21 protein-coding genes and 1 pseudogene are annotated in these 26,115 nt (G+C 71.4%); 15 read left to right on the top strand and 7 right to left on the bottom strand.

Annotation, left to right across the window (positions count from 1 at the left end; genetic code table 11):
* The first annotated feature begins 91 nt into the window (after nt 1-91).
* The gene (locus G569_RS0108315; RefSeq protein WP_028063072.1) at nt 92-1,441 is read left to right on the top strand and encodes an HD-GYP domain-containing protein; all 1,350 of its coding nucleotides are present in this window, start codon (nt 92-94) and stop codon (nt 1,439-1,441) included.
* Here G569_RS0108315 and G569_RS46620 read toward each other — a convergent pair.
* Together G569_RS46620 and G569_RS57515 are read right to left on the bottom strand one after the other, a co-directional pair.
* A pseudogene (locus G569_RS46620) lies at nt 1,438-2,039 on the bottom strand (response regulator transcription factor). The gene G569_RS0108315 and the pseudogene G569_RS46620 sit on opposite strands and share 4 nt — an antisense overlap.
* Nucleotides 2,036-3,175, bottom strand: coding sequence for a sensor histidine kinase (locus G569_RS57515; protein ID WP_053226043.1), 1,140 nt, complete (start codon nt 3,173-3,175; stop codon nt 2,036-2,038). The pseudogene G569_RS46620 and the gene G569_RS57515 overlap by 4 nt, the downstream one beginning before the upstream one ends.
* A gap of 113 nt (nt 3,176-3,288) precedes the next feature.
* On the opposite strand from G569_RS57515, the gene G569_RS0108300 reads away from it, so the two are divergent.
* Nucleotides 3,289-4,161 carry an ABC transporter ATP-binding protein gene (locus G569_RS0108300; protein WP_037495314.1) on the top strand — a complete coding sequence of 291 codons (873 nt, stop codon included), beginning with the start codon at nt 3,289-3,291 and terminating at the stop codon, nt 4,159-4,161.
* Nucleotides 4,158-4,862 (top strand): ABC transporter permease, encoded by a 705-nt coding sequence (locus G569_RS0108295; protein ID WP_028063070.1) that lies wholly within the window; start codon nt 4,158-4,160, stop codon nt 4,860-4,862. Before G569_RS0108300 ends, G569_RS0108295 begins: the two co-directional genes overlap by 4 nt.
* On the opposite strand, the gene G569_RS0108290 is transcribed toward G569_RS0108295, so the two are convergent.
* From G569_RS0108290 to G569_RS0108280, 3 genes are read right to left on the bottom strand one after another with little or no spacing between them, the layout of a single operon-like run.
* Complete coding sequence (locus G569_RS0108290) at nt 4,859-5,638, bottom strand: ABC transporter permease (protein ID WP_028063069.1); 780 nt, start codon at nt 5,636-5,638, stop codon at nt 4,859-4,861. The genes G569_RS0108295 and G569_RS0108290 overlap by 4 nt on opposite strands.
* Nucleotides 5,635-6,516 (bottom strand): ABC transporter ATP-binding protein, encoded by an 882-nt coding sequence (locus tag G569_RS0108285; RefSeq protein WP_245602448.1) that lies wholly within the window; start codon nt 6,514-6,516, stop codon nt 5,635-5,637. The genes G569_RS0108290 and G569_RS0108285 overlap by 4 nt, the downstream gene beginning before the upstream one ends.
* Before the next feature lie 13 nt (nt 6,517-6,529).
* Nucleotides 6,530-7,255, bottom strand: a complete 726-nt coding sequence (locus tag G569_RS0108280) for a gamma-glutamyl-gamma-aminobutyrate hydrolase family protein (protein ID WP_028063067.1) — start codon at nt 7,253-7,255, stop codon at nt 6,530-6,532.
* 104 nt (nt 7,256-7,359) lie between these two features.
* On the opposite strand from G569_RS0108280, the gene ettA reads away from it, so the two are divergent.
* From ettA to G569_RS0108235, 9 genes are all read left to right on the top strand, one after another.
* Entirely contained in the window at nt 7,360-9,015 is a 1,656-nt protein-coding gene (gene ettA / locus G569_RS0108275) for an energy-dependent translational throttle protein EttA (RefSeq protein WP_028063066.1), read from the top strand.
* A gap of 42 nt (nt 9,016-9,057) precedes the next feature.
* Complete coding sequence (locus G569_RS0108270; RefSeq protein ID WP_028063065.1) at nt 9,058-10,503, top strand: COG1361 family protein; 1,446 nt, start codon at nt 9,058-9,060, stop codon at nt 10,501-10,503.
* A 116-nt stretch (nt 10,504-10,619) separates the two neighbouring features.
* Nucleotides 10,620-12,809, top strand: coding sequence for a MopE-related protein (locus tag G569_RS0108265; RefSeq protein WP_084284475.1), 2,190 nt, complete (start codon nt 10,620-10,622; stop codon nt 12,807-12,809).
* Between the two features lie 108 nt (nt 12,810-12,917).
* On the top strand, nt 12,918-15,119 hold the full coding sequence (locus G569_RS0108260; RefSeq protein WP_084284473.1) for a MopE-related protein: 2,202 nt from the start codon (nt 12,918-12,920) through the stop codon (nt 15,117-15,119).
* Between the two features lie 106 nt (nt 15,120-15,225).
* Complete coding sequence (locus G569_RS64510) at nt 15,226-17,328, top strand: MopE-related protein (protein WP_037495308.1); 2,103 nt, start codon at nt 15,226-15,228, stop codon at nt 17,326-17,328.
* Between the two features lie 52 nt (nt 17,329-17,380).
* Entirely contained in the window at nt 17,381-18,244 is an 864-nt protein-coding gene (locus G569_RS46610; protein ID WP_037495305.1) for a MauE/DoxX family redox-associated membrane protein, read from the top strand.
* Nucleotides 18,241-18,810 carry a hypothetical protein gene (locus G569_RS0108245; RefSeq protein ID WP_028063061.1) on the top strand — a complete coding sequence of 190 codons (570 nt, stop codon included), beginning with the start codon at nt 18,241-18,243 and terminating at the stop codon, nt 18,808-18,810. Before G569_RS46610 ends, G569_RS0108245 begins: the two co-directional genes overlap by 4 nt.
* Nucleotides 18,804-20,234, top strand: coding sequence for a hypothetical protein (locus G569_RS0108240; RefSeq protein WP_028063060.1), 1,431 nt, complete (start codon nt 18,804-18,806; stop codon nt 20,232-20,234). Before G569_RS0108245 ends, G569_RS0108240 begins: the two co-directional genes overlap by 7 nt.
* Before the next feature lie 71 nt (nt 20,235-20,305).
* Complete coding sequence (locus tag G569_RS0108235; RefSeq protein ID WP_169542099.1) at nt 20,306-22,264, top strand: gamma-glutamyltransferase family protein; 1,959 nt, start codon at nt 20,306-20,308, stop codon at nt 22,262-22,264.
* Here the strand turns inward: G569_RS0108235 and G569_RS46605 are convergent.
* Nucleotides 22,248-22,928, bottom strand: coding sequence for a haloacid dehalogenase-like hydrolase (locus tag G569_RS46605; protein ID WP_064750291.1), 681 nt, complete (start codon nt 22,926-22,928; stop codon nt 22,248-22,250). The genes G569_RS0108235 and G569_RS46605 overlap by 17 nt on opposite strands.
* Nucleotides 22,925-23,980: a M42 family metallopeptidase gene (locus G569_RS0108225; protein WP_037495302.1), complete on the bottom strand. Its 1,056-nt coding sequence runs from the start codon at nt 23,978-23,980 to the stop codon at nt 22,925-22,927. The genes G569_RS46605 and G569_RS0108225 overlap by 4 nt, the downstream gene beginning before the upstream one ends.
* 77 nt (nt 23,981-24,057) lie before the next feature.
* Here G569_RS0108225 and G569_RS0108220 point away from each other — a divergent pair, with 77 nt between their 5' ends.
* Genes G569_RS0108220 through G569_RS0108210 form a run of 3 tightly spaced genes read left to right on the top strand, consistent with a single transcriptional unit; the run spans nt 24,058 to nt 26,114 of the window.
* Complete coding sequence (locus tag G569_RS0108220) at nt 24,058-24,489, top strand: universal stress protein (RefSeq protein WP_028063057.1); 432 nt, start codon at nt 24,058-24,060, stop codon at nt 24,487-24,489.
* Nucleotides 24,490-24,543: 54 nt separating this feature from the next.
* On the top strand, nt 24,544-25,491 hold the full coding sequence (locus tag G569_RS0108215) for a HAMP domain-containing sensor histidine kinase (RefSeq protein ID WP_028063056.1): 948 nt from the start codon (nt 24,544-24,546) through the stop codon (nt 25,489-25,491).
* Nucleotides 25,476-26,114 (top strand): response regulator, encoded by a 639-nt coding sequence (locus G569_RS0108210; RefSeq protein WP_028063055.1) that lies wholly within the window; start codon nt 25,476-25,478, stop codon nt 26,112-26,114. Before G569_RS0108215 ends, G569_RS0108210 begins: the two co-directional genes overlap by 16 nt.
* Nucleotide 26,115: the final 1 nt, after the last annotated feature.

The raw sequence follows: 26,115 nt of genomic DNA, 5'->3' as shown, positions 1-26,115 counted from the left end.
CGTGAGGGCGGCAGCTGGTGCCGACGCACCGGCCCCGGCACGGACCCGTGCCCCCACTGGCGGGGTTCCTTTTGCTGGGCGCAGACGGGTGATGGCGATCGGCCAGGCCGTGCTCCTGGTGCTCGCGCTGGCCGTGACGGTGCTCGTCTCCGACGAGGCGCAGTGGACGCCGATCGAGCTCACGGGCCTGATCGCGCTGCTTGTGCTCGGCTCGGACATCCTCGTGCTCGACGCGAAGCGCTTCCGGATCGGCGGCTCGTTCACGGGCCTGGTGCTGGCGATGGCGCTGCTCGGCCCCGCGCCGGCCGCGGCGCTGGGCCTCGCCTCGGCGCTGGTGGACTCCACCCGCCGCCGCGTGCGCGGCACCTACCTGCTGAACAACCTCCTGACGTACACGACGTTCCCGTTGCTCGGCGGCCTCGCGCTGCACTCGCTCAAGCAGGCCGGGATCGACCCCGGCGGGTTCGCGGTCGCGGTCTTCGGTGTCTTCCTCGCGGCGAACGCCCTGAACTTCCTGATGATCGCCGGCCACACGCGGCTGCTGCGCGGCGGCTCGCTGATCGAGATGCTGCGCACGGTCTTCATCCCGGTGCTGCCGTGGGAGATCGCCTCCGCCGTGATGACCGCGATGGCGGTCTACGGGTTCGAGGTCTACGGCGCCGCGATCATCGGCCTGTTCGCGCTCGCCCTCGGCGTCTACCAGCTGCTCCTGCGGGCGCTGTTGGAAGGACAGATGCACTCCGAGGAGATCGAGCGACGCACCGACCAGCTGGATGTGCGTCACGAGGGGATGCTCGGGCTTCTGCTGGAGACGTTGGCGCTGCGCGACCCGTCGGCCGCCCGCCACGCCGCGGCGGTCGCGCACTACGCGCACGAGCTCGCCCGCGCCGCCGGGCTCTCCGAGCGCGAGCAGGCGATCGTCCACACCGCCGGCCTGGTCCACGACCTCGGCAAGGAAGCGCTGCCGGACCACATCCTGATCGGCCGCTCGGAGCTGCACCCGGCCGAGCGCCGCCTGATCGAGCGCCACCCGGCCGACGGCGCCCGGCTGCTGCTGCGCGTCGAGGGCATGGGCGAGGTCGCCGCCGCCGTGCTCGCCCACCACGAGCGCATCGACGGCCGCGGCTACCCCGACGGCCTCGCCGCCGAGAGCATCCCGATGACCGCCCGCATCCTCGCCGTGGCCGAGGTCTACGACGTGTTGACGGCGCCGGACTCCTACCGGCTGCAGATGTCCGCGGCCGAGGCCGAGGCCGAGCTGCGCCACGTCGCCGGGACCCAGCTCGACGGGCGCCTCGTGTGGCTGTTCGCCACCCAGGTGCTGCGCGGGCGCCAGAGCGAGCACCTCGGCCACATCGCCGACCTCGAGACCGAGCTGCAGGTCCAGCGTCGCGTCCGCGGCGTGCTCGACGGGCCCTTCGTCATGGGTCCCCCGGTCTAGATCCACCCTTCTTCATACGCAATCCGCGCCGCCTCGGCGCGGGTGGGAGCGTTGAGCTTGGTCATCGCGGCGGAGATGTAGTTGCGCACCGTTCCGGGCGCGAGATGGACGCGCTCGGCGATCGCCGTCGCGCTGGCGCCGTCACGGACGTGGCGGAGGACGTCGAGCCGCGGTCCGACAGCGGGCAGGCGCCCTCGGTGAGCGCGGTCGCGGCGATCTCGGAGTCGACGTAGCGGCCGCCGGCGTGGACGTCGCGGAGGATGCGGGCGAGCCGATCCGCGGGCGTGGTCTTGGGGACGAACGCGCGGGCGCCGGCCGCGAGGGCGCGGCGCAGGACGCCCGGGCGGGCGTGGCGGGTGAGCAGGACGACCGGGACGCGGCGAGCCGCGAGGATGCGACTCGCGGCGGCGACGCCGTCCAGCCCCGGCATCTCGAGGTCGAGGACGACGAGGTCCGGCTGGTACTCGGCGGCGAGCTCCACCGCGCGTTCGCCGTCGCCCGCCTGCGCGACGACCTTGAAGTCGGGCTCGAGCTCGAGCAGCGTCGCGAGCGCCTCGCGGACGAGGTCCTCGTCGTCGGCCAGCAGCAGACGGATCATGCGATCCGATGCGGCGCGCGGCCGGTCAGGACGAAGCCGCCGGCGGCCAGCGGCGCGGCGTCGACGCGCCCGCCGACGGCGGCGAAGCGCTCCCGCAGCCCGGCGACGCCGCTTCCGTCGCCATCGCTCGGCGCCCGCGCCACGCCGTCGTCGGCCATCCGGACGACGACGTCGTCGCCCTCCCGCTCGACCGCGATCTCGCAGCGTTCGGCGACCGTATGACGGAGCAGGTTCGTCGCCCCCTCGCGCACCAGCGAGCCGAACAGCGGCTGCAGCGCGACCGGGACGGCCTCAGGCGTGCCCTCGACCGCGGCGGCGACGCCCGCGGCCTTGAGGATGCCCACCGCGTTCGCGAGTTCGGTCGCGAGCCCGACGCGCCGGTAGCCCTGCACCAGCTCGCGCGTCTCCTCAAGCGCCTCGAGCGCCAGCGCGTGGGCGTCGTTCGCGTGGCGGCGGGCGAGGTCGTCGTCGACGCCGATCAGCCGCGCCGCGAGTTGAGCCTTGAGCGCGATCGCCTGCAACTGGTGGCCCTGGATGTCGTGCAGGTCGCCGGCGAACCGCAGCCGCTCGCGCAGCACGGCGACCTCGCCCTCGGCCTTGCGCGCCCGGTCCAGACGCAACGTCACGTCCCAGATCCACACCTGGGCGACACACGTCAGCGCGCAGGTGAAGACCCACAATGCGCCGGACACGCCCGCCCACGGGTTGCCGCTCGCGGCGAACCCGACCACGAAGCTCGCCGCGATCCCGCCCGCGACGACGAGGTAGCGCCGCCGGCTGGGCACCGTGAACGCGAAGCCGGCGACGACTGACGCGAACGGCAGCGCCCACATCCAGTGCGCGGGGTCGTCCGCGCCGGCCGCGCCCCACAGAACGAGCCCGACCGCAGCGGCGGCGCCCACGCGCCACACCGGCGGCGTGACGCCCTCGAAGCCCGCCATCCCCGCCAGCATCAGCCGCCACTCGACGACGCCGACGAAGGCCAGGCCGGCGGCGAGCCCGGCGAGCGCGGGAAGCGGGAGATCGCGGGTGACGAGATCGCCCGCCGGCAGGAGGATCGCCAGCGCCGCCACGCCGATCAGCGTCCACTGGGTCACCCGCCGCATCAGGCGCAGGCCGGCTTCGGTCCCTTCCACGGGGTGAATCTAGCCCGTCGGCTGACACCTACCGCGCAGGTCATGACACCTGCACACGATCCGGTGACGCACGGCCACTAGCCGGCGCGACGACGCGCCGCGAGGCTGGCGGCATGGTGATCGAAGTCCAAGCATTGGAATGCCGGTATGCCGACCACGTGGCTGTCGACGGCGTCTCGTTCGGCGTCGAGCGCGGTGAGGTGTTCGCCCTGCTCGGCGCCAACGGCGCGGGCAAGACGACGACGGTCGAGACGCTCGAAGGCCACCACCGGCCGTTCGGCGGACACGTGCGGGTGCTCGGCCACGACCCGCTGCGCGAGCGCGACGCCGTCCGCCCGCGGATCGGGATCATGCTCCAGACGGGCGGCTTCGCGGGCGAGCTGACCGTGCGCGAGACCGCTGAGCTGTGGGCGGCGCTGGGCAGCCGGCGCGGGGACGTCGCGGCCGATCTGGACCGGCTGGAGCTGACGGGCAAGCGCGACGTGCGCGTCGAGCAGCTCTCGGGTGGCGAGCAGCGGCGGCTCGAGGTGGCGCTGGCGATCCACGGCGACCCCGAGCTGCTCTTGCTGGATGAGCCGACGACCGGACTGGACCCCGAGTCGCGCCGGCGCACGTGGGCGGTCGTGTCGGACCTGGTGGCGCGCGGGACGACCGTGCTGCTGACGACCCACTATCTCGAGGAGGCGGAGGCGCTGGCGGATCGCGTCGCGATCATGCGCGACGGCGCCTTCGCCGTCCACGGGACGCTCGGAGAGGTCGCCGCGGGGCTCCCGTCGCGGATCGCGTTCCGCGAGGTCGCGCTGCCGCCGGAGCTGGCGGCCCTGCGGGTGGAGGGCCGGCTCGGCGAGGTGATCCTCGAGACCCACGACCTGCAGGCGGATCTGGGCCGCCTGCTGGCCTGGGCGGACCGCGAGCAGGTGACGCTCGAGCGCCTGCACGCCCGCTGCGGCTCGCTCGAGGACGCCTTCCGTGAGGTGACGGCATGAATCGCGTCCTGACCCTGGCGCGCGCCGAGGCCCGGATCCTCGTCCGCAACCGGCTCGTCGCCGCGACCGGGCTGCTGCTCCCGCTCTTGATCGGGGTCTTCCTCGCCTCGACCAACACCGACGGAGCCTGGGGCAACATCGTCGCGATGCAGCTCGTGCTGATGCTGCTGTTCTGCGTCTACGCGACGGCGACCACCTCGCTGGCGGCGCGCAAACGCCAGCTCGTGTTGAAACGACTCCGCAGCGGGGAGCTGAGCGACGCCGAGATCCTCACGGGCCTGCTCGCGCCGCTGTTCGTGCTCGCGTTGGCGCAGACGGCGATCCTGGTCCTGTGCACGGTGGCGTTCGGCGCCCCACTGCCGCCCCGGCCGTGGCTGCTCGTGCCCGCGCTCGTGCTCGGCGCGGCGATGTCGGCGACGATCGCGTTGGCGACCGCCGCGTTCACGGCGAGCGCCGAGCTCGCCCAGATCACGATCACGCCGTTCTTCTTCGCCGCGATCGCGGGGGCGACGTGGGCGATCTCGGCCGAGGGCGTGACCGTCCTGAAGGTGCTCGCGCCGGGCGGGGCGCTCGCCGCGCTCACCCGCGGCGCGTGGGACGGCGGCGGCATGCCGCTGCTGGCGTGCGCGGCGCTGGTGGGCTGGACCGCGGCGGGCGCGCTCGTCGCCCGCCGCTTCTTCCGCTGGGAGCCTCGGAGCTAGTCGATCAGCCGGCCGGCGAGCCAGCGGACGGCGAGCCGCCACGTCAGCAGGCCGAACGCGATCAGCACCCCGAGGTGCACGAGATCGGCGGCCCCGAGGCCGAAGATCACCGCGTCACGCACGAGCTGGACCAGGTGGTAGAGCGGGTTGATCTGCGCGACCACCTGGGCCCACTCGGGCAGGCCTTCGATCGGGAAGAACGTGCCCGCGACCAGGAACAGCGGCGTCAGCACGGCGCTGATCACGTAGCTGAAGTTGTCGATCGATTGCATGCGCGCGGCGACGGCGATGCCGAAGTTGGCCCAGCCGAAGCCCGCGATGAAGCCGATGAACGGGACGAGCAGCATCCCGAAGCTCGGGTCCAGGCCGAAGAACATCGCGACGATCATCGGCGCGCAGCCGTACGTGCCGGCGCGGATGCCGATCCACATCGCCTCGGCCGTGACCAGCTCCTCGGTGTCCACGGGCGCGGCGAGGATCGCGTCGTAGGTGCGCTGGAACTTGTACTTGACGAAGGTCCCGAACATGCCGGGGAAGGCGCTGGAGAACAGCACCGCGGTGGCGACGGTGCCCGTGCCGACGTAGTCGACGTAGTCGAGGCCGTTGATGCTCGAGACCAGGCTGCCGATGCCGAACCCGAACGCCAGCAGGTAGACCGTCGGCTCGACGGTCGCGCTGAAGGTGCTCGAACGCCAGAACGAGCTGAAGTTGATGATCTCGCGGACGAGGACGCCCATCAGGGCCGGCCGCTCGAGGCGGCCGATCTTGCTGCTCATGCGATCTCCTCGCCGGTCAGGAGCACGAAGACGTCCTCGAGGTTCGTCGGCCGGCGCTCGCCCTCGGGGGCGTTGCCGTTGGCGCCGAGCACGGACACGCTCGTGCCGGTCCGGCGCGTCTTCAGGCCGGACTCGCGCGCCTGGCGCTCGACCTCGGCCAGCTTGGCCGGCGGCCCGTAGATCTCGACGGCCTCGGCGCCCGCGTGCTCGGCGACCAGCTCACGCGGGTGGCCCGTGGCCACCGCGCTGCCGTGGGACATGATCGTCACGCTGTCGCAGAGGCGCTCGGCCTCCTCGATGTAGTGCGTCGACATCAGGATGCTCGTGCCTTCGCTGCGCAGCAGGTCGATCAGCGCCCACAGCTCCTGGCGGACCTGCGGGTCCAGGCCGACGGTCGGCTCGTCGAGCAGCACGAGCCGCGGCCGGTGCACGAGGCCGCGCGCGATCAGCAGGCGCCGGCGCATGCCGCCGGAGAGCTTGTCGACCTTCGTGTCGCGGCGGTCGGTGAGGTTCGCGATGGCGAGCGCGCGCTCGATCGCCGCCCTTCGCTCCCCGCGCTCGACCCGGTACAGGTGCGCGAACACGAGCAGGTTCTGCTCGACCGTCAGCGTGATGTCGAGGTTGTCGAGCTGCGGCACGACGCCGCATGCCGCCCGCGCCACCTTGGACTCCTTCGGCAGCCGATGGCCGAGGATCACGATCTCGCCCTCGTCCGGGATCGCCTGTGCGGTCAGCAGCCGCATCGTGGTCGACTTGCCCGCGCCGTTGGGGCCGAGCAGGCCGACGCACGTCCCTTCCGGGACGTCCAGATCCAGGTGATTTACAGCGGTGAGATCGCCGAAGCGCTTGACGACGCCGCGCAACGTGAGGGCCGACACGCCCTCCAGAGTGTCACGCGGCGGCGCGCAGTTCGGTACGGGAAGCCGCCGTAACCAGGGCCTCGAACAGCGGCATATGCGCCACCATCGTCTCGGCGTGCCACTGGACGCCGACGACGAAGCCGTCACCCTCGATGGCCTCGATCGTGCCGTCAGGCGCCGTCGCGGCGATCCGCAGGCCCTCGCCGAGCTGGTCGACCGCCTGGTGGTGGAACGAGTTCACGCCCAGCGTCCGGGTTCGAACCATGCGGTGCAGGCGCGTATGGGGCGCGATCTCCACCTCGTGCGTGGCCTCCGTCGCCAGTTCGGTCTGCCGGTGGCCCGGGACGTGCTGGTGCAGCGTGCCGCCGCAGGCGACGTTGAGCGCCTGGCTGCCGCGGCAGATCGCCAGGATCGGCAGCCCGCGCGGGAGCGCGAGCTTCAGGAGGCTCAGCTCGAAGGCGTCGAGGCTCGGCTCGGTCGGCCCGAGCTCGACGTGCCGCTCGTCCGCGCCGTACGCCCCGGGGTCCAGGTCAGGACCCCCGGACAGGCAGATGCCGTCCAGGCGCTCGATCAGCGGAAGCAGGTGGTCCGTGCCGACCGGCGGCAGGACGACGGGGATCGCGCCGGCGGCGTCGAGCGTGCGGAGATACGTCATCCCCAAGGCCATCTCGGGGTGTGCAGGCTCGCCGTGACGGCGCGTGGTCGCAAGGCGGCTGGGCCGCATTTCCGAGGTGGTGACGCCAATGAGGGGGCGCATGCCCGAATCATCGGCAGTGCTTGCCACATTCCGCACCCACCAATGGTCCAAGTTGTTAAGGACGGAATTCGCCCGACGGTCGGGTTTCTATGCTGCCTGGCGCGATGGCAGGCGAATACATCTACTCGATGTACAAGCTGAGCCGGACTCACCCTCCGGACAAGACGGTCCTCAAGGACATCAATCTCAGCTTCTACCCCGGCGCCAAGATCGGCGTGCTGGGCCTCAACGGCACGGGCAAGTCCACGTTGCTGCGGATCATGGCCGGGATCGACAAGGACTACCGGGGCGAGGCGGCGCTGGCGCCGGGCGCTTCGGTGGGGCTCTTGTCACAGGAGCCCCAGCTCGACGAGTCCAAGGACGTGCGCGGGAACGTCGAGGACGGCGTCCGGGAGTTGCGCGACCTGCTGGACCGCTTCAACGAGCTGTCCATGAACTACTCCGACGAGACCGCGGACGAGTTCGCGCGCATCCAGGACAAGATCGACGCCGCCAACGCCTGGGAGCTCGACTCGATGCTCGACCAGGCGATGGACGCGCTGCGCTGTCCGCCGGGCGACGCCGACGTGACGTCCTTGAGCGGCGGCGAGAAGCGCCGCGTGGCGCTGGCCCGCCTGCTGCTGTCGGCTCCCGACCTGCTGTTGCTCGACGAGCCCACCAACCACCTGGACGCCGAGTCCGTGGCGTGGCTCGAGCAGCACCTGGCGGACTACAAGGGCACGATCGTGGCCGTCACCCACGATCGCTACTTCCTCGACAACGTCGCGGGCTGGATCCTCGAGCTCGACCGCGGGATGGGGATCCCGTTCAAGGGCAACTACTCCTCGTGGCTCGAGCAGAAGCAGAAGCGGCTCGAGGTCGAGGAGAAGTCCGAGAGCGCCCGCCAGCGGACCTTGAAGCAGGAGCTCGAGTGGGTGCGGACCAACCCCAAGGGCCGCCGCACCAAGTCGCGCGCTCGCCTGAACCGCTACGAGGCCCTGTTGGCCGAGGAGCGCAACGCGAAGCTCGACGAGGTCCAGATCCACATCCCGTCCGGGCAGCGGCTCGGCGGCACGGTGATCGAGGTCGCGAACCTGAAGAAGGGCTTCGGCGACCGGCTCCTGATCGAGGATCTCTCGTTTACGCTCCCGCCGGCCGGGATCGTCGGCGTGATCGGGCCCAACGGCGCGGGCAAGACCACGCTCTTCCGGATGCTCGTGGGCGAGGAGAAGCCGGACTCGGGGACGTTGAAGCTCGGCGAGACCGTCGACCTGGCCTACGTCGACCAGTCCCGCGACGCTCTCGATCCCGAGAAGAACGTCTGGGAAGAGATCTCCGAGGGCTACGACTCGATCAAGGTCGGCGACCGCGAGCTGAACTCGCGTGCGTACGTCGCGGGCTTCAACTTCAAGGGCTCCGACCAGCAGCGCAAGGTCGGCGTGCTCTCCGGCGGTGAGCGCAACCGCGTGCACCTGGCGAAGCTGCTGCGCCGCGGCGGCAACGTGCTGCTCCTCGACGAGCCCACCAACGACCTGGACGTCGACACGCTGCGTGCGTTGGAGGAGGCGCTGCTCGCCTTCCCGGGCTGCGCGGTGATCATCTCCCATGATCGCTGGTTCCTCGACCGCGTCGCCACCCACGTGCTGGCGTTCGAGGGAGATAGTCAGGTCGTCTGGTTCGAGGGCAACTTCGAGGCGTACGAGGAGCACCGCCACCAGCGCCTCGGCGCCGAGGCCGACCGCCCGCACCGCATCTCCTACAAGAAGCTCACCCGCGCTTAGGCGTCAGGAATAGGCGCGCCCTCGGGCGCGTCTTTGCGGGGGATGCCACGACCCCGTTCACTGCTGCTGGTCCTCGTCGTCGGTGCGCTCGCCGCGTTGTCCAGCGGGTGCGTGGCGATCAAACAGCAGGTCGCCCTGCAGACCCGCCTGCCGGGGTTCGTGACCCTCCTGGTCGACGTCTGCGTGTCCGACCGCGACAAGGACACCTACGGCTCGTGCAACCCGACCGTCCGCGGCGGGTTCGAGGGGACCGCCGAGCCCGACGGCGGCTTCGACGGCGACGAGCAGGGTGCCGGCCGCGGCCAGCTGCTGGTCGGCTACCGCGTGCCGAACGGCAGCGTCGGGCCCGCGAGCTTCATCAGCCTGGACGGGCAGCTGACGATGTCGCGCAATGCGGACTACACCGCGGCGCTCGGAAAGTCGTTCCCGCCTGCTTCCGGCTTCCACTGGGAGGGCTACCTCTCCTCGGAGACATCGTTCGACCCGCTGGTCGCCGGTGACCGGACCACCTCGCTGCGGCCGGAGTTCACGCTTCCGCCCGGTGCCGGCGGCGCGCCGTTCGCCGGACCGTACCGGTGGCGTCCGATGGTCGGCTTCCGCGCCACCGGCCCAGGGGGCGCGAGCCCCGCCGCGGCGGTGAACTGCAACGACACGACGCACACGCTCTGCTTCGACTCGCCCGGCTTCGCCGGGGGCGTCGCCTCGGATCTGACCAAGGCCGTGAGCGACATCGGCGTGTCGCCCCCGGACGATGCCGCAACCGTGTCGCCCGGCGAGACCGCGACGCTCGGGTTTGCGGTCCGCAACGCCGACGGAGCCGGCCTCGGCGCCCGTGCGCTCTCGCTGTCCGCGACCACCTCGGTGCCGTCCGCCTCCGCCTCGGTGCCGGGAACGCTGGTCGTCCCGCCCAACGGCACCGCCGCGGCGTCCGTGTCCGTCACCGTCCCACCCGGCACGCCGCCCGGTGACTACCGCGTCACGCTGACCGGCTCGGCGAACGCCGGCGTCAACGGCACGCCACTGACCCGGTCGAACACGGGCACGATCACGGTCCTCGCCCCGCCCACCCAGTCGCCCCCCGCCGCGCCGACGCCGGCTCCGGCTCTCGTCCCGCCGCCGCCATTTGCGGCGCCCCCGAGCCGCATCGCGGTCACGATCGCCTTCGACTTCCCCTCCGCGGCCCGATCCACGACCTTCACCCGCCTCCAGGTCAAGGGCACCCCGTCCGGCGCCACCGTCGAAGTCCGCTGCAAGGGCCGACGCTGCCCCACTCGCCTGTTCACCAAGCCCAACGCCCCGCGCGTCCTCTCCCTCAAGCCATTCATCCGCAAGCCCCTGCGCGCCGGCACGGTCCTCACGGTGACCGTCACCAAACCCGGCGCCTTCGGCATGGTCAAGACCCTCACGGTCCGCGCCAACCGCCGCCCCTCGATCACCGAACGCTGCCTCGCGCCAAACTCCCGCACCCGCACCCCCTGTGTGACCTAACACTCGTCCAGTCAGTGGGGTGACCTGCCCATCCGGGGTTGACGGCGCGAAAACCCCCCGGATAGCGTCGCTATCCAGAACGGACGGCGCTGACGCGGAAGGACTCAGGAGGAGCGATGACGAGCACGACCCCATTCCGGAGGAGGTTGGCTGCGGCGTTCGCAATCGCCCTAGCGTCGACGCTGCTCGGCCTTGCTCTCCCGGCAGCTTCCAATGCCGCCGAGGGAGACGCCTACTTCAACTCCTGTTTCGCGCGTGTGGTCACAGCCCCGTGTCCGGCGGGCACAGTGGGCAGCAACAACTTTGCCGTCACGTTGTCGCCGGACAACAACTTCCTGTACGTCGGTCTGTGGGGTTCCGGAACCGCCGGCAGCGGCGTTCTTGTCTATGCGGTCGATCCGGCCACCGGCAAGCTGTCTCAACGATCCTGCGTGACGACGACGGGCAACAGTGGGCAGTGCACCACGGGTGTGACGGGGTCCGGGTTCTCGTACAACATGACCATCGACCGCGCAGGGAAGAACCTCTACTCGGCGTCGCAGAATGCGTTGCTGGTGTTCGATCGCAATGCGGCGACTGGCGCGGTGACACAGAAGGCGGGCGCCGCGGGATGCTTCGGCGGCGTGCCGGGATGCACTCCTGTCCGCGGACTCTCGACCTTCTTCTCGGTTCTCGTGTCACCCGATGGGCGCTCGACGTACGTGCGTGGCACAGACGGTCTAGCCGTGTTCGACCGGAACGTCGACACAGGGGCCCTGACGCAGAAGAACGGAGATCTCGGCTGCCTGACCGAATCCGCGGTCGCGACGTGCAAGGACGTCGTCGGACTCGGTAGCAACGGGTTCGAACTAGCCATGGACGACAACGGGAAGCAGTTGTACGTCCCGATCCAGAGCCCCGGGGGCGTTTCGACCTTCGATCGCCTCTCTGACGGCAGCCTTCTCCAGCGCGTCGGGACCGATGGCGGCTGTATCACCACCGACGGCTCGACCAGTGGTGTCGCCAACACTTGCAAGGACGGGAACGACGCGATGGGGAACGGCTTGGCGGTCACGATCGACCCAAGCGGGCGATACATCTACCTCGGCGCCACTGCCGGGGTCTTCGCGTTCTCACGCAACCTCGAGACGGGGCTTCTCTCGACCCTCGACTGCGTCACCGAGAACGCCGAAGGTGGATGCAAGGATGGCCGAGCGGTCGGCCAATATGCGGTGAACCTCGCATTCACGAAGGATGGAAGCGAGTTGGTCTCGCACTCCATCAGCGGCATCGCCTTCCTCCAACGGAATGCCAACGGGACGCTGACCCAGCGTCCAGGCACGCGGGGTTGCGTCCACGCGACCGGACTCGGCGGACTCTGCGAGACGTTCGCGCCGTTCGCGGGGACCGGGTACGCGGGGGTCGCTGTCGCGGACGATGGCCTGAACCTGTACGCGGGGTCGAATCAGACCGGCGCTGTGGCCGTGTTCGATCGGGACTTCGCGCCCGTCTGCCAGTCGTCGAACGTCGACGTCGCATTCAACACGGCGCTCTCGGTGCCGCTGTCGTGCACTGATGTGAATGGAGATGCCCTCTCGTACGAGAAGGTCGGAGCGCCTGCCGCCGGCCTGCTCGGGGAGATCAACAACGCGAGTCTGTTCTACAGCCCGTTCAACGGATTCACCGGGGCCGACTCATTCACCTTCCGGGCGACGACTCCGACGCGGCCCAACGTCGTCTCCAACACGGCGACGGTGAGCCTCAACGTGGCTGGGCCTCCGCCTGCGCCGCCTGGGGGTGGGCAGGTGGTTGTGGCCGGCGGTATCGATGCGGACAAGGACGGGTTCTTCGCCGGCCAGGACTGCAACGACAACAACGCCGCGATCCGGCCCGGGGCGATCGAAGTCAAGGGCAACAACCTCGACGAGAACTGCGACGGGTTGGCGGAGCCGTTCCCGACGTTGACGTCGGGTGTCGCGAGCAAGTGGGACGTGAAGGGGTCGAACCTGACGTTGACCGCGCTGCAGGTCACGCAGGTGTTCCCCAAGGGGTGGAAGGTGAAGATCTTCTGCAAGGGGTCGAAGTGCCCGTTCAAGTCCAAGGACCTGAAGGCCGGCAAGGTGTCGAAGGGTGCTTCGACGGTGATCACGTCGCTGAGCAAGAAGCAGCGGAAGTTCCGGGCGGGGCAGACGCTCGAGGTGTGGGTGAGCGCGCCGAGCTTCAACACGAAGGTCGCGCGGCTCGTGCTGAAGAAGGGGAAGATCCCGACGACGCAGCCGTTCTGCGTCAAGCCCGGCGAGTCGAAGGTGCAAAAGACCTGCAGTTGAGCGAGGTCTGGGCGCTGACTTCGGTCGGCGCCCGCGACGTTCGGCGTCATCGTCCGTCCGTCTATCGGGCTTGCGGGCGCTAAAGCGCCCGGTTACGGTCCCGGCGCAATGAAGCTGGTCAGGGGTGGTCTCGTTCTTCTTGTCGTGCTCGGGGCCGGCTTCCTGGTCCCCGCGTTCGCCCTCGCGGACAGTTGGCGGCCGGTGGGGATGTCGTGTGTGCGGGCGACGGCGTTGACCGGGTGCACGACGATCGCGGATGCGGGTGGGCTGAGGAACATCGCGGTCGCGCCCGACGGGAGGACGGCGTACGGGACGGCGTTCAACGCGGACACCGTGCTGATCTTCGACCGCAACCCCGACACCGGGGCGCTGACGCGGCGCGCCGCCGCCGCGGGTTGCGTGCACGAGGCGACGACGACCGCGACCTGCACGGGCGTGAGAGGCGGGTTGCACAACCCGGACGGCATCGCGGTCAGTGAGGACGGCAAGTCCGTCTACGTCGCGTCGTGGAACTACAACGACGACAAGACGGTGGCGAACGGCTCACTCGCGACGTTCCGTCGCGACGGCAACGGCTCGTTGACGTGGGCACAGTGCTTCAGCTCGAATGGAGCGTCGAACAACGTCGCTGGCCGGTGCACGACCGGGCGCGGGCTGACCGGGGCACGGGACGTCGTCATCAGCCCGGACCAGCGCACGGTCTATGCGGGGCCGAGCGGCACGATCGCCACGTTCAACCGCGCCGCGAACGGCGACCTCACGCAGCTGACCACGACCGCAGGCTGCATCACCGCGGCGGTGACGGCGAACTGCGCGACGTCGGCGGCGATCGCGAGCGGCGGTCGCCAGTTCTCGGTCTCGCCGGACGGCGCCAATCTGTACTCGGCCGGCGCTTCGATCGTCGTGACGCTCGATCGCAACACCGACGGCGGCGTCAACCACGGCGCGCTCAGCCAGCAGCCCGGCAACCAGAGCTGCTTCGGGACCACGTCGGCGGGAGGGTGCACCGTGATGGCGCGCCTGGCCGGCGCGGCCGCCGCGCTCGCGAGCCAGGACGGCCGGCACGTGTATGTGTCGACGACCGCGGGGCCGGTGGTCTTCACCCGCGGCGACGGTGGCCTGCTGACCTTCCGGAGCTGCGTGAACGACCTCGGGAACGGCGGCTGCAGCGCCGGCAAGAACGTCACCGGGCTCACCTACCTCGCGCTCGCCCCGGACGGGGAGGACCTCGTGGGCAGCATCGAGACCGTGCCCAAGGGCCTGACGATGCTCGCCCGCAACACCGCGACCGGCGACCTCTCCCAGCGGACCTCGACCAACGAGGTCTGCGTGTCGACCACGGGCGCGGCGCTCGACAACAACACGGTCACGACCGCGACCGGGGGCTGTGTCCTCAACACCGCGCTCCAGGGCGACGGCCACGTCACCTTCGCCGGCGCGAATCACCTGTACGGCACGTCCGAGGACGGCTCGGGCGCGGCGGTCACCGTCAAGCGCGACTTCCCGCCGATCTGCCCGGACCAGTCCGTGACCGTGACCCGCGACACCTCGCTCGCGTTCTCGTTCAACTGCTCGGACCGCAACGGCGACCCGATGACCTACGCCGTCCCGAATCCGCCGGGGAAGGCGAACCTGGGCGCGATCGACCATCCCGGCGGGCTGGTCTTCTACAACCCGTTCGGCGGCTACGTCGGCCCGGACACGTTCACGTATCGCGCGACGGCGCCGCCGCAGACCTCGAACCTCGCGACGGCGACGCTCAACGTCGTCGACCCGCCGCCGACGCAGGTGCCGAACCCGGGCGGGATCGACGCCGACAAGGACGGCTTCTTCGCCGGCCAGGACTGCAACGACAACAACGCGGCGATCCGGCCGGGCGCGATCGAGATCAAGGGCAACCGGATCGACGAGAACTGCGACGGGTTCGCCGACCCGTTCCCGACCCTGACCTCGGGCGTCGCGAGCAAGTGGGACGTGAAGGGCTCGAGCCTGACGCTGACCGCGCTGCAGGTCACGCAGGTCTTCCCGAAGGGCTGGAAGGCGAGGATCTTCTGCAAGGGCTCCAAGTGCCCGTTCAAGTCCAAGGACCTCAAGGCGGGCAAGGTCTCCAAGAGCGCGTCGACGATCATCTCGTCGCTCAGCAAGGCGCAGCGGAAGTTCCGGGCCGGACAAACCGTCGAGGTGTGGGTGAGCGCGCCGAGCTTCAACACGAAGGTCGCGCGGCTCGTGCTCAAAAAGGGCAAGATCCCCACAACGCAGCCGTTCTGCGTCCTCCCCGGCGAGTCCAAGCCGAAGAAGACCTGCAACTGAACGCTTGACGTTTTTCGAACTGCGCCAGTACCGTCCTCGCCGGGGCTGAGCTAGCGCGGAAGGATCCGGAGGGCTGATGTGGGGTTCGAGTAGGAGGCGACTCGCCGTGGCAGCGGCGGTCGTCGCAGTGATCGCGAGCACGGGTGCGAGCCAGGCGAGGGCCGCCGACGGCGATCTGTTCATCGACGCGTGCCTCGCACAGACGGCGTTTGCCGGCTGCCCAGCGGGGCTGCCGTCGAACCCGGTGGGAATCGCGATCAGCCCGGACGGCAACCACGCCTACGCGGGCGTGGGAATCGCGGGCGCCTTCACCGGGTTGCAGATCTATGACCGCAATCCGCGCACGGGCGTGCTGTCGGTGCGACCCGGCAGCGAGGCCTGCTTCGTCGCCACGAACTCCGGCGCGGCGTGCACGAAGGTCGGTGGCACGGACAACCCCAATTGGGCGGTGGACGTCGCGGTCAGCCCGGACGGGTTGAACGTCTATCTGGCGACGGTCAACGGCGCGCTCCTCAACTTCCTGCGCACGCCGTCGTCAGGTGGCCTGCAATACATCAACTGCGTCGGTGCCGGGGCCGGCTGCACGCCGCTGACCGGCGGCCAGTCGGTCCAGAGCGTGGCGGTCAGCCCTGACAGCCACAACGTGTACGTGCGCGGCAACAACGGCCTCGCGGTGCTCGACCGCACGGAGAACGCGACGATCGTGCAGAAGCCCCGCTTCGACGGCTGCTTCAACGAGAACGACGTCGCCGACTGCACGAACGTGGACGGCCTCGCCGGCGACGGGTGGAAGACCGCGGTCTCGCCCGACGGATCGCAGGTGTACGTCGCCTTCACGGCCCCTGGCGGGGTCACGACCTTCAATCGCAATCCCGGCAACGGGACGCTGATGCAGCAGCCCGGCTCCTGCATCAGCTCGAACGGAACCAGCGGCACCGCGGGTCAGCGCTGCATCGACGGCAACGACGGACTGGCGACCAGCTACATCGCCACGGTCTCCCGGGGCGGCGACTCGGTCTACGTCGGCGGCGAGGCGGGAATGACCGCGTATCGGCGCGAGGCCTCCGGCCGGCTGGTCGCGGCCGGCTGCTACGGCGCCTCACCCGGCTGCACCCCGGTGACCGCGGGCCTGGCCAGCGTCCGGGACATCGCTGTGACACCCGACGGGAGCGAGGTCCTCGCCGCGGGCGCCGGCTCTCAGTCGCTGGTGGCGTTCAAGCGCGACCCCGAGACCAGCGCCCTGACCCAGCGGCCGGGTCCGCGCGGCTGCATCACCGCGACGGGCAGCGGAGGCCAGTGCCTCACCCTCGGGCTCGTGTCCGACCAATGGATGCGGATCGCGACCGACCCGGTCGCCCCGCACGTCTACGTGACCAGCTACTACGGCATGCTCGCGACGCTGACTCGCGACTTCGCGCCGCAGTGCGAGTCGGTCGACGTGACGACGACCGCGAACACCGCGCTGTCGATCCTGCTCAACTGCTCGGACGTCAACGGCGACACGATGACGATCGAGAAGGTGGGCGCGCCCGCCGCCGGCCAGGTCGGCGAGATCGTCAACAGCACCGTGTTCTTCAACCCGTTCGGCAACTTCCTGGGCGTGGACTCCTTCACCTACCGCGCCGTGACGCCGGCGCGCGGGGTCGCCAGCCCGCCGGCGACGGTGCGGGTCAACGTCGTCTCGCCGTCCCTGAACCCGGCCGGGATCGACAAGGACCGCGACGGCTTCAACGCCGGCGTCGATTGCAACGACGACAACGCCGCGATCCGTCCCGGCGCCACCGAGATCAAGGGCAACAACCTCGACGAGAACTGCGACGGGCTGGCGGAGCCGTTCCCGACGCTCTCCTCCGGCGTGGTCAGCAAGTGGGACGTCAAGGGCACGCGGTTGACGTTGACGACGCTGCAGGTCACACAGGCGTTCCCCAAGGGCTGGAAGGCCAGGATCTACTGCAAGGGCAAGAGCTGCCCGTTCCGCTCGAAGGCGCTGAAGGCGGGCAAGGTCAAGAAGGGCGCCTCGACCATCATCAGCTCGCTCTCGAAGTCGCAGCGGCGCTTCCGCGCCGGGCAGACGATCGAGGTCTGGGTGAGCGCGCCGAACTTCAACACGAAGGTCGCGCGGCTCGTGCTCAAGAAGGGCAAGATCCCGACGACGGTGCCGTACTGCGTCAAGGCGGGGGAGACGAGGGTGCGCCAGACCTGCACGTGAGGGTGAACCGGCGTCGGCTCCCGCGCCGATCCTGTTAGCTTCGCGGCGGTCAATGGTCTCCGTCGTCGTCTGCCTCGCCCTGGGGCTCACGCTGATCGCTGCCGCCGCGCTGAAGCTCGCGGGCGGCGCGCAGGCGCGGGCCGCGCTGGCCACGTACGGCCTCCGCGACCCGCGCGCGGCGTACGCGGTGTGGGCGGGCGTGAGCGGGGCGGAGATCGTCCTCGGTGTCGGAGTCGCGGCGGGCAGCGTGCTCGCCGCGAACGCGGCCGCGCTGCTCCTGGCCGGGGCGACCGCGGCCCAGGTCGGCGCGATCCTCAGCGGGCGCACCGGAGCGCCGTGCGGGTGCTTCGGAGCGAAGGGCACGGTCGGCAGGGCCTCGGCGGGCCGCGCCGCGGCGCTGGCCGCCGCGCTCGCGCTCGCGCCGCTGCTCCCGCGCACCGAGCCGACGACCGAGGAATGGCTGGCGATCGGCCTCACAGTCGCGTTCCTCGGCCTGATCGCCCTGGCGGTCGTCGTGCTGGCGCTGGCGCGGGAGGTCGGCATGCTGCGGCTCTCGGTCGCCCCGAAGGGCGCGCTCGAGGTCGACCACGAGGGACCGGAGATCGGCGCGCGGCTGACGCTCGTCCCGGCCGGCCCGGGCCGGATCGGGCTCGCGGTCTTCACCTCCGAGGGCTGCGGCATGTGCCGCGTCCTGTCGCCCGCGATCGACGCGTTCGGCCGCCACCCGAGCGTGCTCCTGCGGCGGTTCGACGAGGTCGCCGACGCCGACGCGTGGGCCGCCGCCGACGTCCCCGGCAGCCCGTACGCGGTCGCCCTCGACGGCGATGGGACGGTGCTGGCCAAGGGGACGTTCAACACCGGCGCGCAACTCGAGTCCGTCCTCGCCGCCGCCGAGCGCCGCATGGTCCGCGCATGAACGGCGGAAAGCTCGCCGACACGGTCGCCGAGTCGAGCTCGCGGCGCGGCTTCCTGGCGCGCGTCGGCGCAGCCGTGATGGGCGTCGCGGGCGCGCGCACGGTCGGTTCCCTCGTCGCGCCCGGCGAGGCCGAGGCCTACCACTTCTGCGGCCACATCTACACGACCGACAGCTGCCACCACCCCACCGGGCTCCCGCGGATCGACGCCAAGGGCCTGCCGCTGAAGGCGCGCGACGGACGCCCGGTCGACGACCTCGGCCGCTACATCGACGCCACCGGCGCACCGGTCGACGAGGACGGCAACGTGCTCGTCGACGCCGACGGCACCCCGCTCCCCAACGCGACCCGCACCCGCGTGTGCGACGCGACCGCGGTCGAGTACGGCTTCAAGCCGCACATCGACGGCGCCTGGTACCGCTGCTGCGGCGGGAAGGTGCGCAAGCTCGTCGACTGCTGCGGCTATGTCAAGCATCGCGTCAACGGCGACAAGGCGCTGACGGGCTACTGCTACCACGGCCGCAAGGTCTTCTGCGTCATGTACTACGACACGAAGGTCAAATGCTGAACGCGATCGTGGTCGCCGCCGCGGTCGTCGCGGGTGTGACGGGCGCGTGGTCGCCGTGCGGGTTCTCGATGGTCGAGACGCTCGCGCCGCAGGGCTACGCGGGGCGACTGCGGACAACCGCGATCGCGTGTGCGACGTTCGCGATCGGCGCGCTCGTCGGCGGCGTCGTCACGTTCGGCGGGCTGGCGCTACTCGGGCGCGAGCTCGGGGCGAACGCGCCGTTCGTCGCCGCGGCGATCGCGCTGGCGGCCGCGGCGCTCGAGGCGCGCGGCGCGCGCATCCTGCCGCAGGTGCGCCGGCAGGTGCCGGAGTCGTGGCGCCGCGTCATGCCGGTGCCGCTCGCCGCGGGCCTGTACGGGGTGCTGCTCGGGCTCGGCTTCACGACCTTCATCCTCAGCTTCGCCGTGTGGGCGCTCGCGGGGATCAGCGTCGCGCTCGGCGACCCGCTGACCGGCGTGCTGATCGGGCTCGCGTTCGGCGCCGGGCGGGCGCTGCCGGTGATCGCGCTGGCGCCTTCCAACGGCGGGAGCCTGCACGCGGCGATGGCCGAGCGCCCGCGCATCCTGCGCAGCCTCAGGTTCCTCGACGCGCTCGCGCTGACGGTCACGGCGCTCGCCCTCGCCGTCACGCCCGCGCAAGCGGCGGTCAAGGTCACGGCGGTCGGCTACAGCGACCCCAGCGTCGACGGCGCGGTCCAGGCGCTCCACAAGCCAGGCGCGAACGGGGAGCTCCGCGGGCCCGCCGGCGTCCTGCCGCTGCCCGGTAACCATCCCGCCATCGGCGGCGGCCGGCTGGCCTACATCGTGGGGGCGAACGTCGTCGTCGACGGCATCGCCACGATCCCCGCCGCGGGCGCGGACGCGCTCGCGGTGTCGACGTACTGGGTCGCATGGCGCGCGGCGGGCGCGCTGTACGTCGCGTCGCTGGACCCCACGCAGCCCGCGACCCCGACCGCGGTCGTGCTCGGCAACGTCGGCAGGCCGAGCCTGGCCGGCAGCATCCTGGTGTTCGAGGCCGGCGGGCGGCTCGAGACCTACGACCTGTCGACCGGGACGCGCACGGTCCTGCGGCGCGAGGCGCGGGCCGAGCTGCGCGGGCCGTCGGTGCTCGGCGGTCGCCTGTTCTATGTGCGCGCGACGTACAAGCGTCAACAGGTCATGACGGGCCCGTTCGCCCCGGGCAAGGTCTCCGGCGACCGCGCCCTGTACGGGACGACGCCGACCGCGCGCCGTGACTCGGGCCATGAGGCCGGGCGCTTCCCCGCCGAGGGTCACATCAACAAGCCGCTCTGGGAGCGGCCGCCGAAGGGCGTCCACGACACGCTGACCACGACCGCGGCCGCGGACACCGCGGTCTACGTCACCCGCGTCCGCCAGCTACGCGGCGCGAACCCCACCGCCGAGATCCTCCGAATCGATCTTTAGCCGCTTCCCCCAGGGGGTACTCGACCCGCAGGCAACTGGGAGGAACCATGAAGGCACTACGTTGGCTGCCAGTGGGGGCGGCCATGGCGGTCGTGGCGCTGTCGGCGCCCGCGGCGCGTGCGCAGGACAAGCAGCCGACCGCCACCGGCACAGGCGGCGCGGCGGCGAGCGTGGACCCGCTCGCCACCAACGCCGCGATCGACGTGCTCCGCCGGGGCGGCAACGCCTTCGACGCCGCGATCGCCGCGGCGAGCGTGCTCGGCGTCGTCGAGCCATACAGCTGCGGCATCGGCGGCGGCGGATTCATGACGATCCGCGACGGGCGCAGCGGGAAGATCACGACCTTCGACTCGCGCGAGACGGCGCCGGCGACGATGAAGCCGGACTCGTTCTTCATCGACGGCAAGCCGCCGACCGACGCGCAGTTCCCGATCAACCGCTACAGCGGCCTGAGCGTCGGCGTGCCCGGCACGCCCGCTCTGTGGGAGTACGTCCTGCGCCGCTACGGCACCTACTCGCTGGGCCGTGCGCTGAGCTACGGCGCGGGCGTCGCCCGCAAGGGCTTCACCGTCGACCCGACGTTCTTCAACCAGACCGCGCCGAACGCGCCGTACTTCGACGACGTCCCCTCGACGGCGGCGATCTACCTCGACGCGGACGGCACCCCGCGCGACGTCGGCACGACGATCACGAACCCGGACCTGGCCAAGACGTACGAGCTGCTCGGCCGCTTCGGCACCGAGCGGACGTTCTACAAGGGCGCGATCGGCGACGCGATCGTCAAGGCGGCGCAGAACCCGCCGCTGGCGCCGACCGCCGACCACACGTGGCGCCCCGGCCTGCTCCAGGCGTCCGACCTCAAGAGCTACAAGGTGATCCGCCGCGACCCGGTCACGAGCACGTACCGCGGCTACGTGATCAACGGCATGGCGCCGCCGTCCTCAGGCGGGACGACGAGCCAGGAGGCGCTGCAGATCATGCAGGCGCGCCCGCCGGCGACCGACAAGGCCGGGGTCCTCTACAACTACCTCGAGGCCTCGCGCCTGGCCTACGCCGACCGCAACGCGTGGCTCGGCGACCCGGCGTTCGTGACCAATCCGGTCGCCGGCCTGCTCGACCCGACCTACACCGCCCAGCGCGCGGCGCTGATCGGTCCGACCGCCCCTGCCGGCCCGGTCCCGAACGGCACCCCGCCGGGCGCTCCCGTGCCCGGCAGCTCGGCGACGGTGGACAAGGTCGGCTCGACCACCCACGTCAGCGTCGCCGACTCCAGCGGCAACATCGTCAGCTACACGTTCACGATCGAGCAGACCGGCGGCAACGGGATCGTCGTCCCCGGCTACGGCTTCCTGCTCAACAACGAGCTGACGGACTTCGACACCGCTTCCATCACCGCGCCCAACCGCGCCGACGGCGGCAAGCGCCCGCGGTCCTCGATCGCCCCGACGATCGTGACCAAGGACGGCAAGCCGTTCTTCACGATCGGCTCGCCCGGCGGCGCGTCGATCATCACGACCGTCCTGCAGACGATCGTCAACCGGATCGATCTGCAGATGTCGCTGGCCGACGCGGTCGCCGCGCCGCGAGCCTCGCAGCGCAACTCGGCCACGACCGAGGCCGAGTCCGCGTTCGTGAACTCGCCCGAGGGCCAGACGCTGCTCAACACCTACAAGGAGGCCTACCGCGCACCCGCGGGTGACGAGATCGGCGCCGCGACCGGCATCGAGTTCGTGAACGGCGGCAAGCCGGGCCACGGCGGTGGCCACGATCACGGCGGTGGCCACGATCACGGCGGCGACCACGACCATGGCGGCCACGGCGGGCACCACGGCGGTGGCGGCCACGACCACGGCGGCCACGGTGGCGATGACGACGACCCGGGCAACGGCGATCCCGGCGCCGGCCGCGCCCGGACGTCCTCGCGGCACGGCCGCGGCGGCGGCCATGGCGGCGATCTGAGCTTCATCGCGGTCGCCGAGCCGGTGCGCCGCGGCGGCGGCTCCGCGGCGGTCGTCAGACCCAGTCGCTGAGCACGGGCAGCAGGGCGTGGGCGTCGTCGACGACGGCGTCCGCGTCCGCCAGCTCGGTCACCGCGAACGGCCCGGTCGCGACCGCGGCCACGCGGACCTCGTCCACGCGGGCGCAGGAGATGTCGTGCGGGGTGTCGCCGATCACGACGGTCCGCTCGCGCGGCCAGGGCGGGTCGGAGGCACGGCCGCGCGCGATCGCCGGCAGCCGCCCGCGGTCCTCGTCGTCGGAGCCGAACCCGCCGCGCAGCGCCTCGAAGTAGTGCCCGACGCCGGCGCGGCCGAGCTTCATCCGCGCGATCGGCTCGAGGTTGCCGGTGACGAGCGAGAGCCGGAAGTCCTGCGTGCGGGCGGAGAGCTCCGCGAGCAGCTCCTTCATCCCCGGCGCCACGAGCGCGCTCAGGTCCGGCGGGCAGAGCCGCGCGTAGACCTCGGCAGCCGCGGTCTTGACCTCCTCCCAGCGCGCGTCGATCGCCTCGCCGCCCACGCCCGCGAGCGTCAGGAGGTCGCGGGTGATCGCGGCGTCGGTGCGCCCCGCGTAGTCGACGACGCCGTCGAGCGTGACCCCGTGCACCGCACCCGCCGCCTCGCGCAGCGCGCGGCCGTGCTCGACGGACGCCCGCTGCAGGAGCGTCCCGTCGATGTCGAAGAGAAGAAGGAGCGTCAGCGCTTGAAGTCTGTGTCCGCAGGCAGGCGCAGCGTGAACTCCGCGATCAGCCTCGCGGCGTTCACGATGTCGTCGAGCTGGACCATCTCGACCGCGGAGTGCATGTAGCGCAGCGGCACCGAGACGACGGTCGACGGGATGCCGGCGCGGGCGATGTGGAACGCGTCCGCGTCCGTGCCCGTGGCCCGCGCCGAGGCGGTCACGGTGAACGGGATGCTCAGTGCCTCGGCCGTGTCATAGAGCAGCTCGAAGACCGTCGGATCGAGGGTCGACCCGCGCGTGAGCACCGGCCCCGTGCCGAACTTGTGCCGGCCGAGCTCGGACTCCGGCAGGCCGGGCTGGTCGGTGGCGAAGGTCACGTCGACCGCGATCGCCACGTCCGGGTTCAGCGAGAACGCGGACGTGCGGGCGCCGCCGAAGGTGATCTCCTCCTGCGCCACGGCCAGCGCGTAGACGTCGCCGGGCGCACCACCCGCCTCGGCCACGATCCGCGCGGCCTCGAGCGCGACGTAGCAGCCGATGCGGTTGTCCATCGAGCGCGAGACGAAGCGGTTGTTGGGGAACTCGACCGGCTGCGCGTCGATCACCGCGACGTCGCCGACGCGCACGAGCGAGCGCGCCTCATCGCCGTCCTTGGCGCCGATGTCGATGTGCAGGTCCTTCAGCTGCGGGACGCGCTTGCGGTCCTCGTCCTTCATCAGGTGGATCGGCTTCTTGCCGACGACGCCCGGGACGGTCCCGGAGCGGGTGGAGATCGCGACCCGCTGGCCGACGAGGATGATCGGGTCCCACCCGCCGACGCCGGTGAACCAGAGGAACCCGTCGTCGTCGATGTGGTGCACGATGAGGCCGATCTCGTCGATGTGCCCGACGATCGCGACCGACCGGCCTTCGCCGGTTCCGGCCACGCGAGCGACGGTCGAACCGACCGTGTCGTACGTGACCTCGGCGAACGCGCCCGCGGCCTCGCGGAAGACCGCGGCCGGGGCCTGCTCATACCCCGACGGACCCGCCGCGGTCAGGAGCTTGTGGAGGGTCTCTGGCAGCGCCATGGAGCGCAGGATGCTAGCGCCGAAGTGGGGAGCGCTCCCCATGGAGTCCCCTGCAAACGCGACGCATGCTGAGGCGTATGAGCGTTGTCCTCTGTGGTGTCGACGACACCGAAGCCGGGACCACGGTGATGACCGCCGCCAAGGCCGCCGCACAGCGCGCCGGGGCGCCGCTGCTCCTCACCCACGTCTCCTCAAGCCACTGGGGCGCCAACGTCCCCGCCTTCCACGCCGACGGCGACGAGACCCTCCGCGTCGTCGAGCACGGACCGGCCGTCCAGCGCATCCTCGCGGTCGCCGACGGCCACGACGCCGCGCTGATCGTCCTCGGCACGCGCGCCCTGCGCTGGCGGGCCAGCGTCGCCCGCCGCGTGGCCAAGCGCGCCAACTGCCCCGTGATGATCGTCGGCCCGCAGGCGGACCCGGCGGCCGAGCCGGTCTCGCGGCCCGCGTTCGATCGCGGGTTCCTGCAGACGGCCAAGACCCCGGTGGTGGTCAGCCCCACCCCCTAATTGGGGAGCCGCCCGGATCGAAAGGCCGGCGCGCGCGAACCAGACTGGGAGGTCATGTCGTTGTTCTGGCGCGTCGTAATCGTCAATGCCGCACTGCTCGTCGGCGCCGTCGTGGTGCTCGCGATCAGCCCTGCGAGCGTCAGCGCGGCGCCGACGGCGGCCGAGATCGAGGTGCTGATCGCGGGAACCGCGCTGGTGATCGGGCTCAACGTGGTGCTGCTGCGCCGGATCTTCGTCCCGCTCGAGCGCCTGACCGGGACGATGCGGCGCGTCGACCCGCACGATCCCGGCCGCCGCGTGTCGATGCGCAAGCCCGCCGCCGAGGTGGGCGAGCTCGCCGAGGCCTTCAACGAGATGCTGGACCGGCTCGAGGCCGAGCGCCAGGGCAGCGCGCGCCGCGCGCTCGCGGCCACCGAGGCCGAGCGCGTGCGCGTCGCCCGCGAGTTGCACGACCAGGTCGGGCAGACGCTCACGGGCGTCGTCCTGGCTCTGGAGGAGATCCACCGGCGCGCGCCGGCCGACCTTGGGGAGGACCTCGCGGAGGTCCAGGAGGCGGCGCGCGCCGGTGTCGAGCAGGTGCGCGAGATCGCGCGCGGGCTGCGGCCGGGCGCCCTGGAGGAGCTCGGCCTGCGCAGCGCGCTGACGACGCTCGCCAACAGCTTCACGGGGCTGCGCGTGCGGCATTCCCTGCCGCCGGACCTGCCGGTCCTCAGCCCCGACCAGGATCTCGCCGTCTACCGCGTGGCGCAGGAGAGTCTCACCAACGTCGCTCGCCACGCCCGCGCAGGGATGGCGCGGATGGAGCTCGAGGAGGAGGACGGCGCGGTCGTGCTGCGCATCTCCGACGACGGGGTGGGGATCCCGGCGCTCCACGCGGATGCCACGGACGGCGGAGTCGGCGGGATGCGGGAGCGCGCGCTGCTCGCGGGCGGTCGCCTGCGGGTGCGCGCGCTGCCCGAACGTGGAACCGAAGTGAGGTTGGACCTGTGGCCGTACCGCTGAAGACGAAGATCCTGCTCGCCGACGACCACACGGTCGTGCGGCGCGGCCTGCGCATGGTGCTCGAGGCGCAGCCGGACCTGACCGTGGTGGCCGAGGCGGGCGACGGGATCGAGGCCGTCGAGCGCGGGCTGCGCGAGCCGGTCGACCTCGCCGTGATCGACGTCGCGATGCCCAAGCGCACGGGCCTCGACGCCGCCCGCGAGCTGCTGCGTCACCGTCCGGACATGCGGATCCTGATGCTCTCGATGCATGACGTCGAGGAGTTCTGCTTCCAGGCGCTGAAGGCCGGAGCGTCGGGCTACGTGCTCAAGACCGTGGCCGACAAGGAGCTGGTCGACGCCTGCCGCGCGGCGATGCGCGGCGAGCCGTTCCTCTCGCCCCCGACGATCCGGACGCTGATGCGCGCCCACCTGGACGACGTCGAGAGCCCGCTCACCCCGCGCGAGCGCGAGGTGGTCAAGCTGATCGCCGAGGCGCACACGACCGAGCAGATCGCGTCGCTGCTGGTGATCAGCCCGCGGACGGTCGAACGTCACCGCGAGAACATCCTCGCCAAGCTCGGGATGCGCGACCGCGTGCAGATCACCCGCTGGGCGATCCGCCACGGGCTGATCGAAGCCTGAT

Source organism: Solirubrobacter soli DSM 22325, from assembly GCF_000423665.1.
Taxonomy (GTDB): Bacteria; Actinomycetota; Thermoleophilia; order Solirubrobacterales; family Solirubrobacteraceae; genus Solirubrobacter; species Solirubrobacter soli.
The sequence above is the reverse complement of the archived record's forward strand: the minus strand, read 5'-3'. Positions and strand labels throughout refer to the sequence as shown.

Excerpts from the sequence above, each read along its gene's own strand:
- G569_RS0108315 (WP_028063072.1), top strand. The coding sequence starts at position 92 with ATGGCGATCGGCCAGGCCGTGCTCCTGGTGCTCGCGCTGGCCGTGACG.
- G569_RS0108300 (WP_037495314.1), top strand. The coding sequence starts at position 3,289 with ATGGTGATCGAAGTCCAAGCATTGGAATGCCGGTATGCCGACCACGTG.
- G569_RS0108295 (WP_028063070.1), top strand. The coding sequence starts at position 4,158 with ATGAATCGCGTCCTGACCCTGGCGCGCGCCGAGGCCCGGATCCTCGTC.
- G569_RS0108290 (WP_028063069.1), bottom strand. The coding sequence starts at position 5,638 with ATGAGCAGCAAGATCGGCCGCCTCGAGCGGCCGGCCCTGATGGGCGTC.
- G569_RS0108280 (WP_028063067.1), bottom strand. The coding sequence starts at position 7,255 with ATGCGCCCCCTCATTGGCGTCACCACCTCGGAAATGCGGCCCAGCCGC.
- ettA (WP_028063066.1), top strand. The coding sequence starts at position 7,360 with ATGGCAGGCGAATACATCTACTCGATGTACAAGCTGAGCCGGACTCAC.
- G569_RS0108270 (WP_028063065.1), top strand. The coding sequence starts at position 9,058 with ATGCCACGACCCCGTTCACTGCTGCTGGTCCTCGTCGTCGGTGCGCTC.
- G569_RS0108265 (WP_084284475.1), top strand. The coding sequence starts at position 10,620 with ATGACGAGCACGACCCCATTCCGGAGGAGGTTGGCTGCGGCGTTCGCA.
- G569_RS0108260 (WP_084284473.1), top strand. The coding sequence starts at position 12,918 with ATGAAGCTGGTCAGGGGTGGTCTCGTTCTTCTTGTCGTGCTCGGGGCC.
- G569_RS46610 (WP_037495305.1), top strand. The coding sequence starts at position 17,381 with ATGGTCTCCGTCGTCGTCTGCCTCGCCCTGGGGCTCACGCTGATCGCT.
- G569_RS0108245 (WP_028063061.1), top strand. The coding sequence starts at position 18,241 with ATGAACGGCGGAAAGCTCGCCGACACGGTCGCCGAGTCGAGCTCGCGG.
- G569_RS0108240 (WP_028063060.1), top strand. The coding sequence starts at position 18,804 with ATGCTGAACGCGATCGTGGTCGCCGCCGCGGTCGTCGCGGGTGTGACG.
- G569_RS0108225 (WP_037495302.1), bottom strand. The coding sequence starts at position 23,980 with ATGGCGCTGCCAGAGACCCTCCACAAGCTCCTGACCGCGGCGGGTCCG.
- G569_RS0108220 (WP_028063057.1), top strand. The coding sequence starts at position 24,058 with ATGAGCGTTGTCCTCTGTGGTGTCGACGACACCGAAGCCGGGACCACG.
- G569_RS0108215 (WP_028063056.1), top strand. The coding sequence starts at position 24,544 with ATGTCGTTGTTCTGGCGCGTCGTAATCGTCAATGCCGCACTGCTCGTC.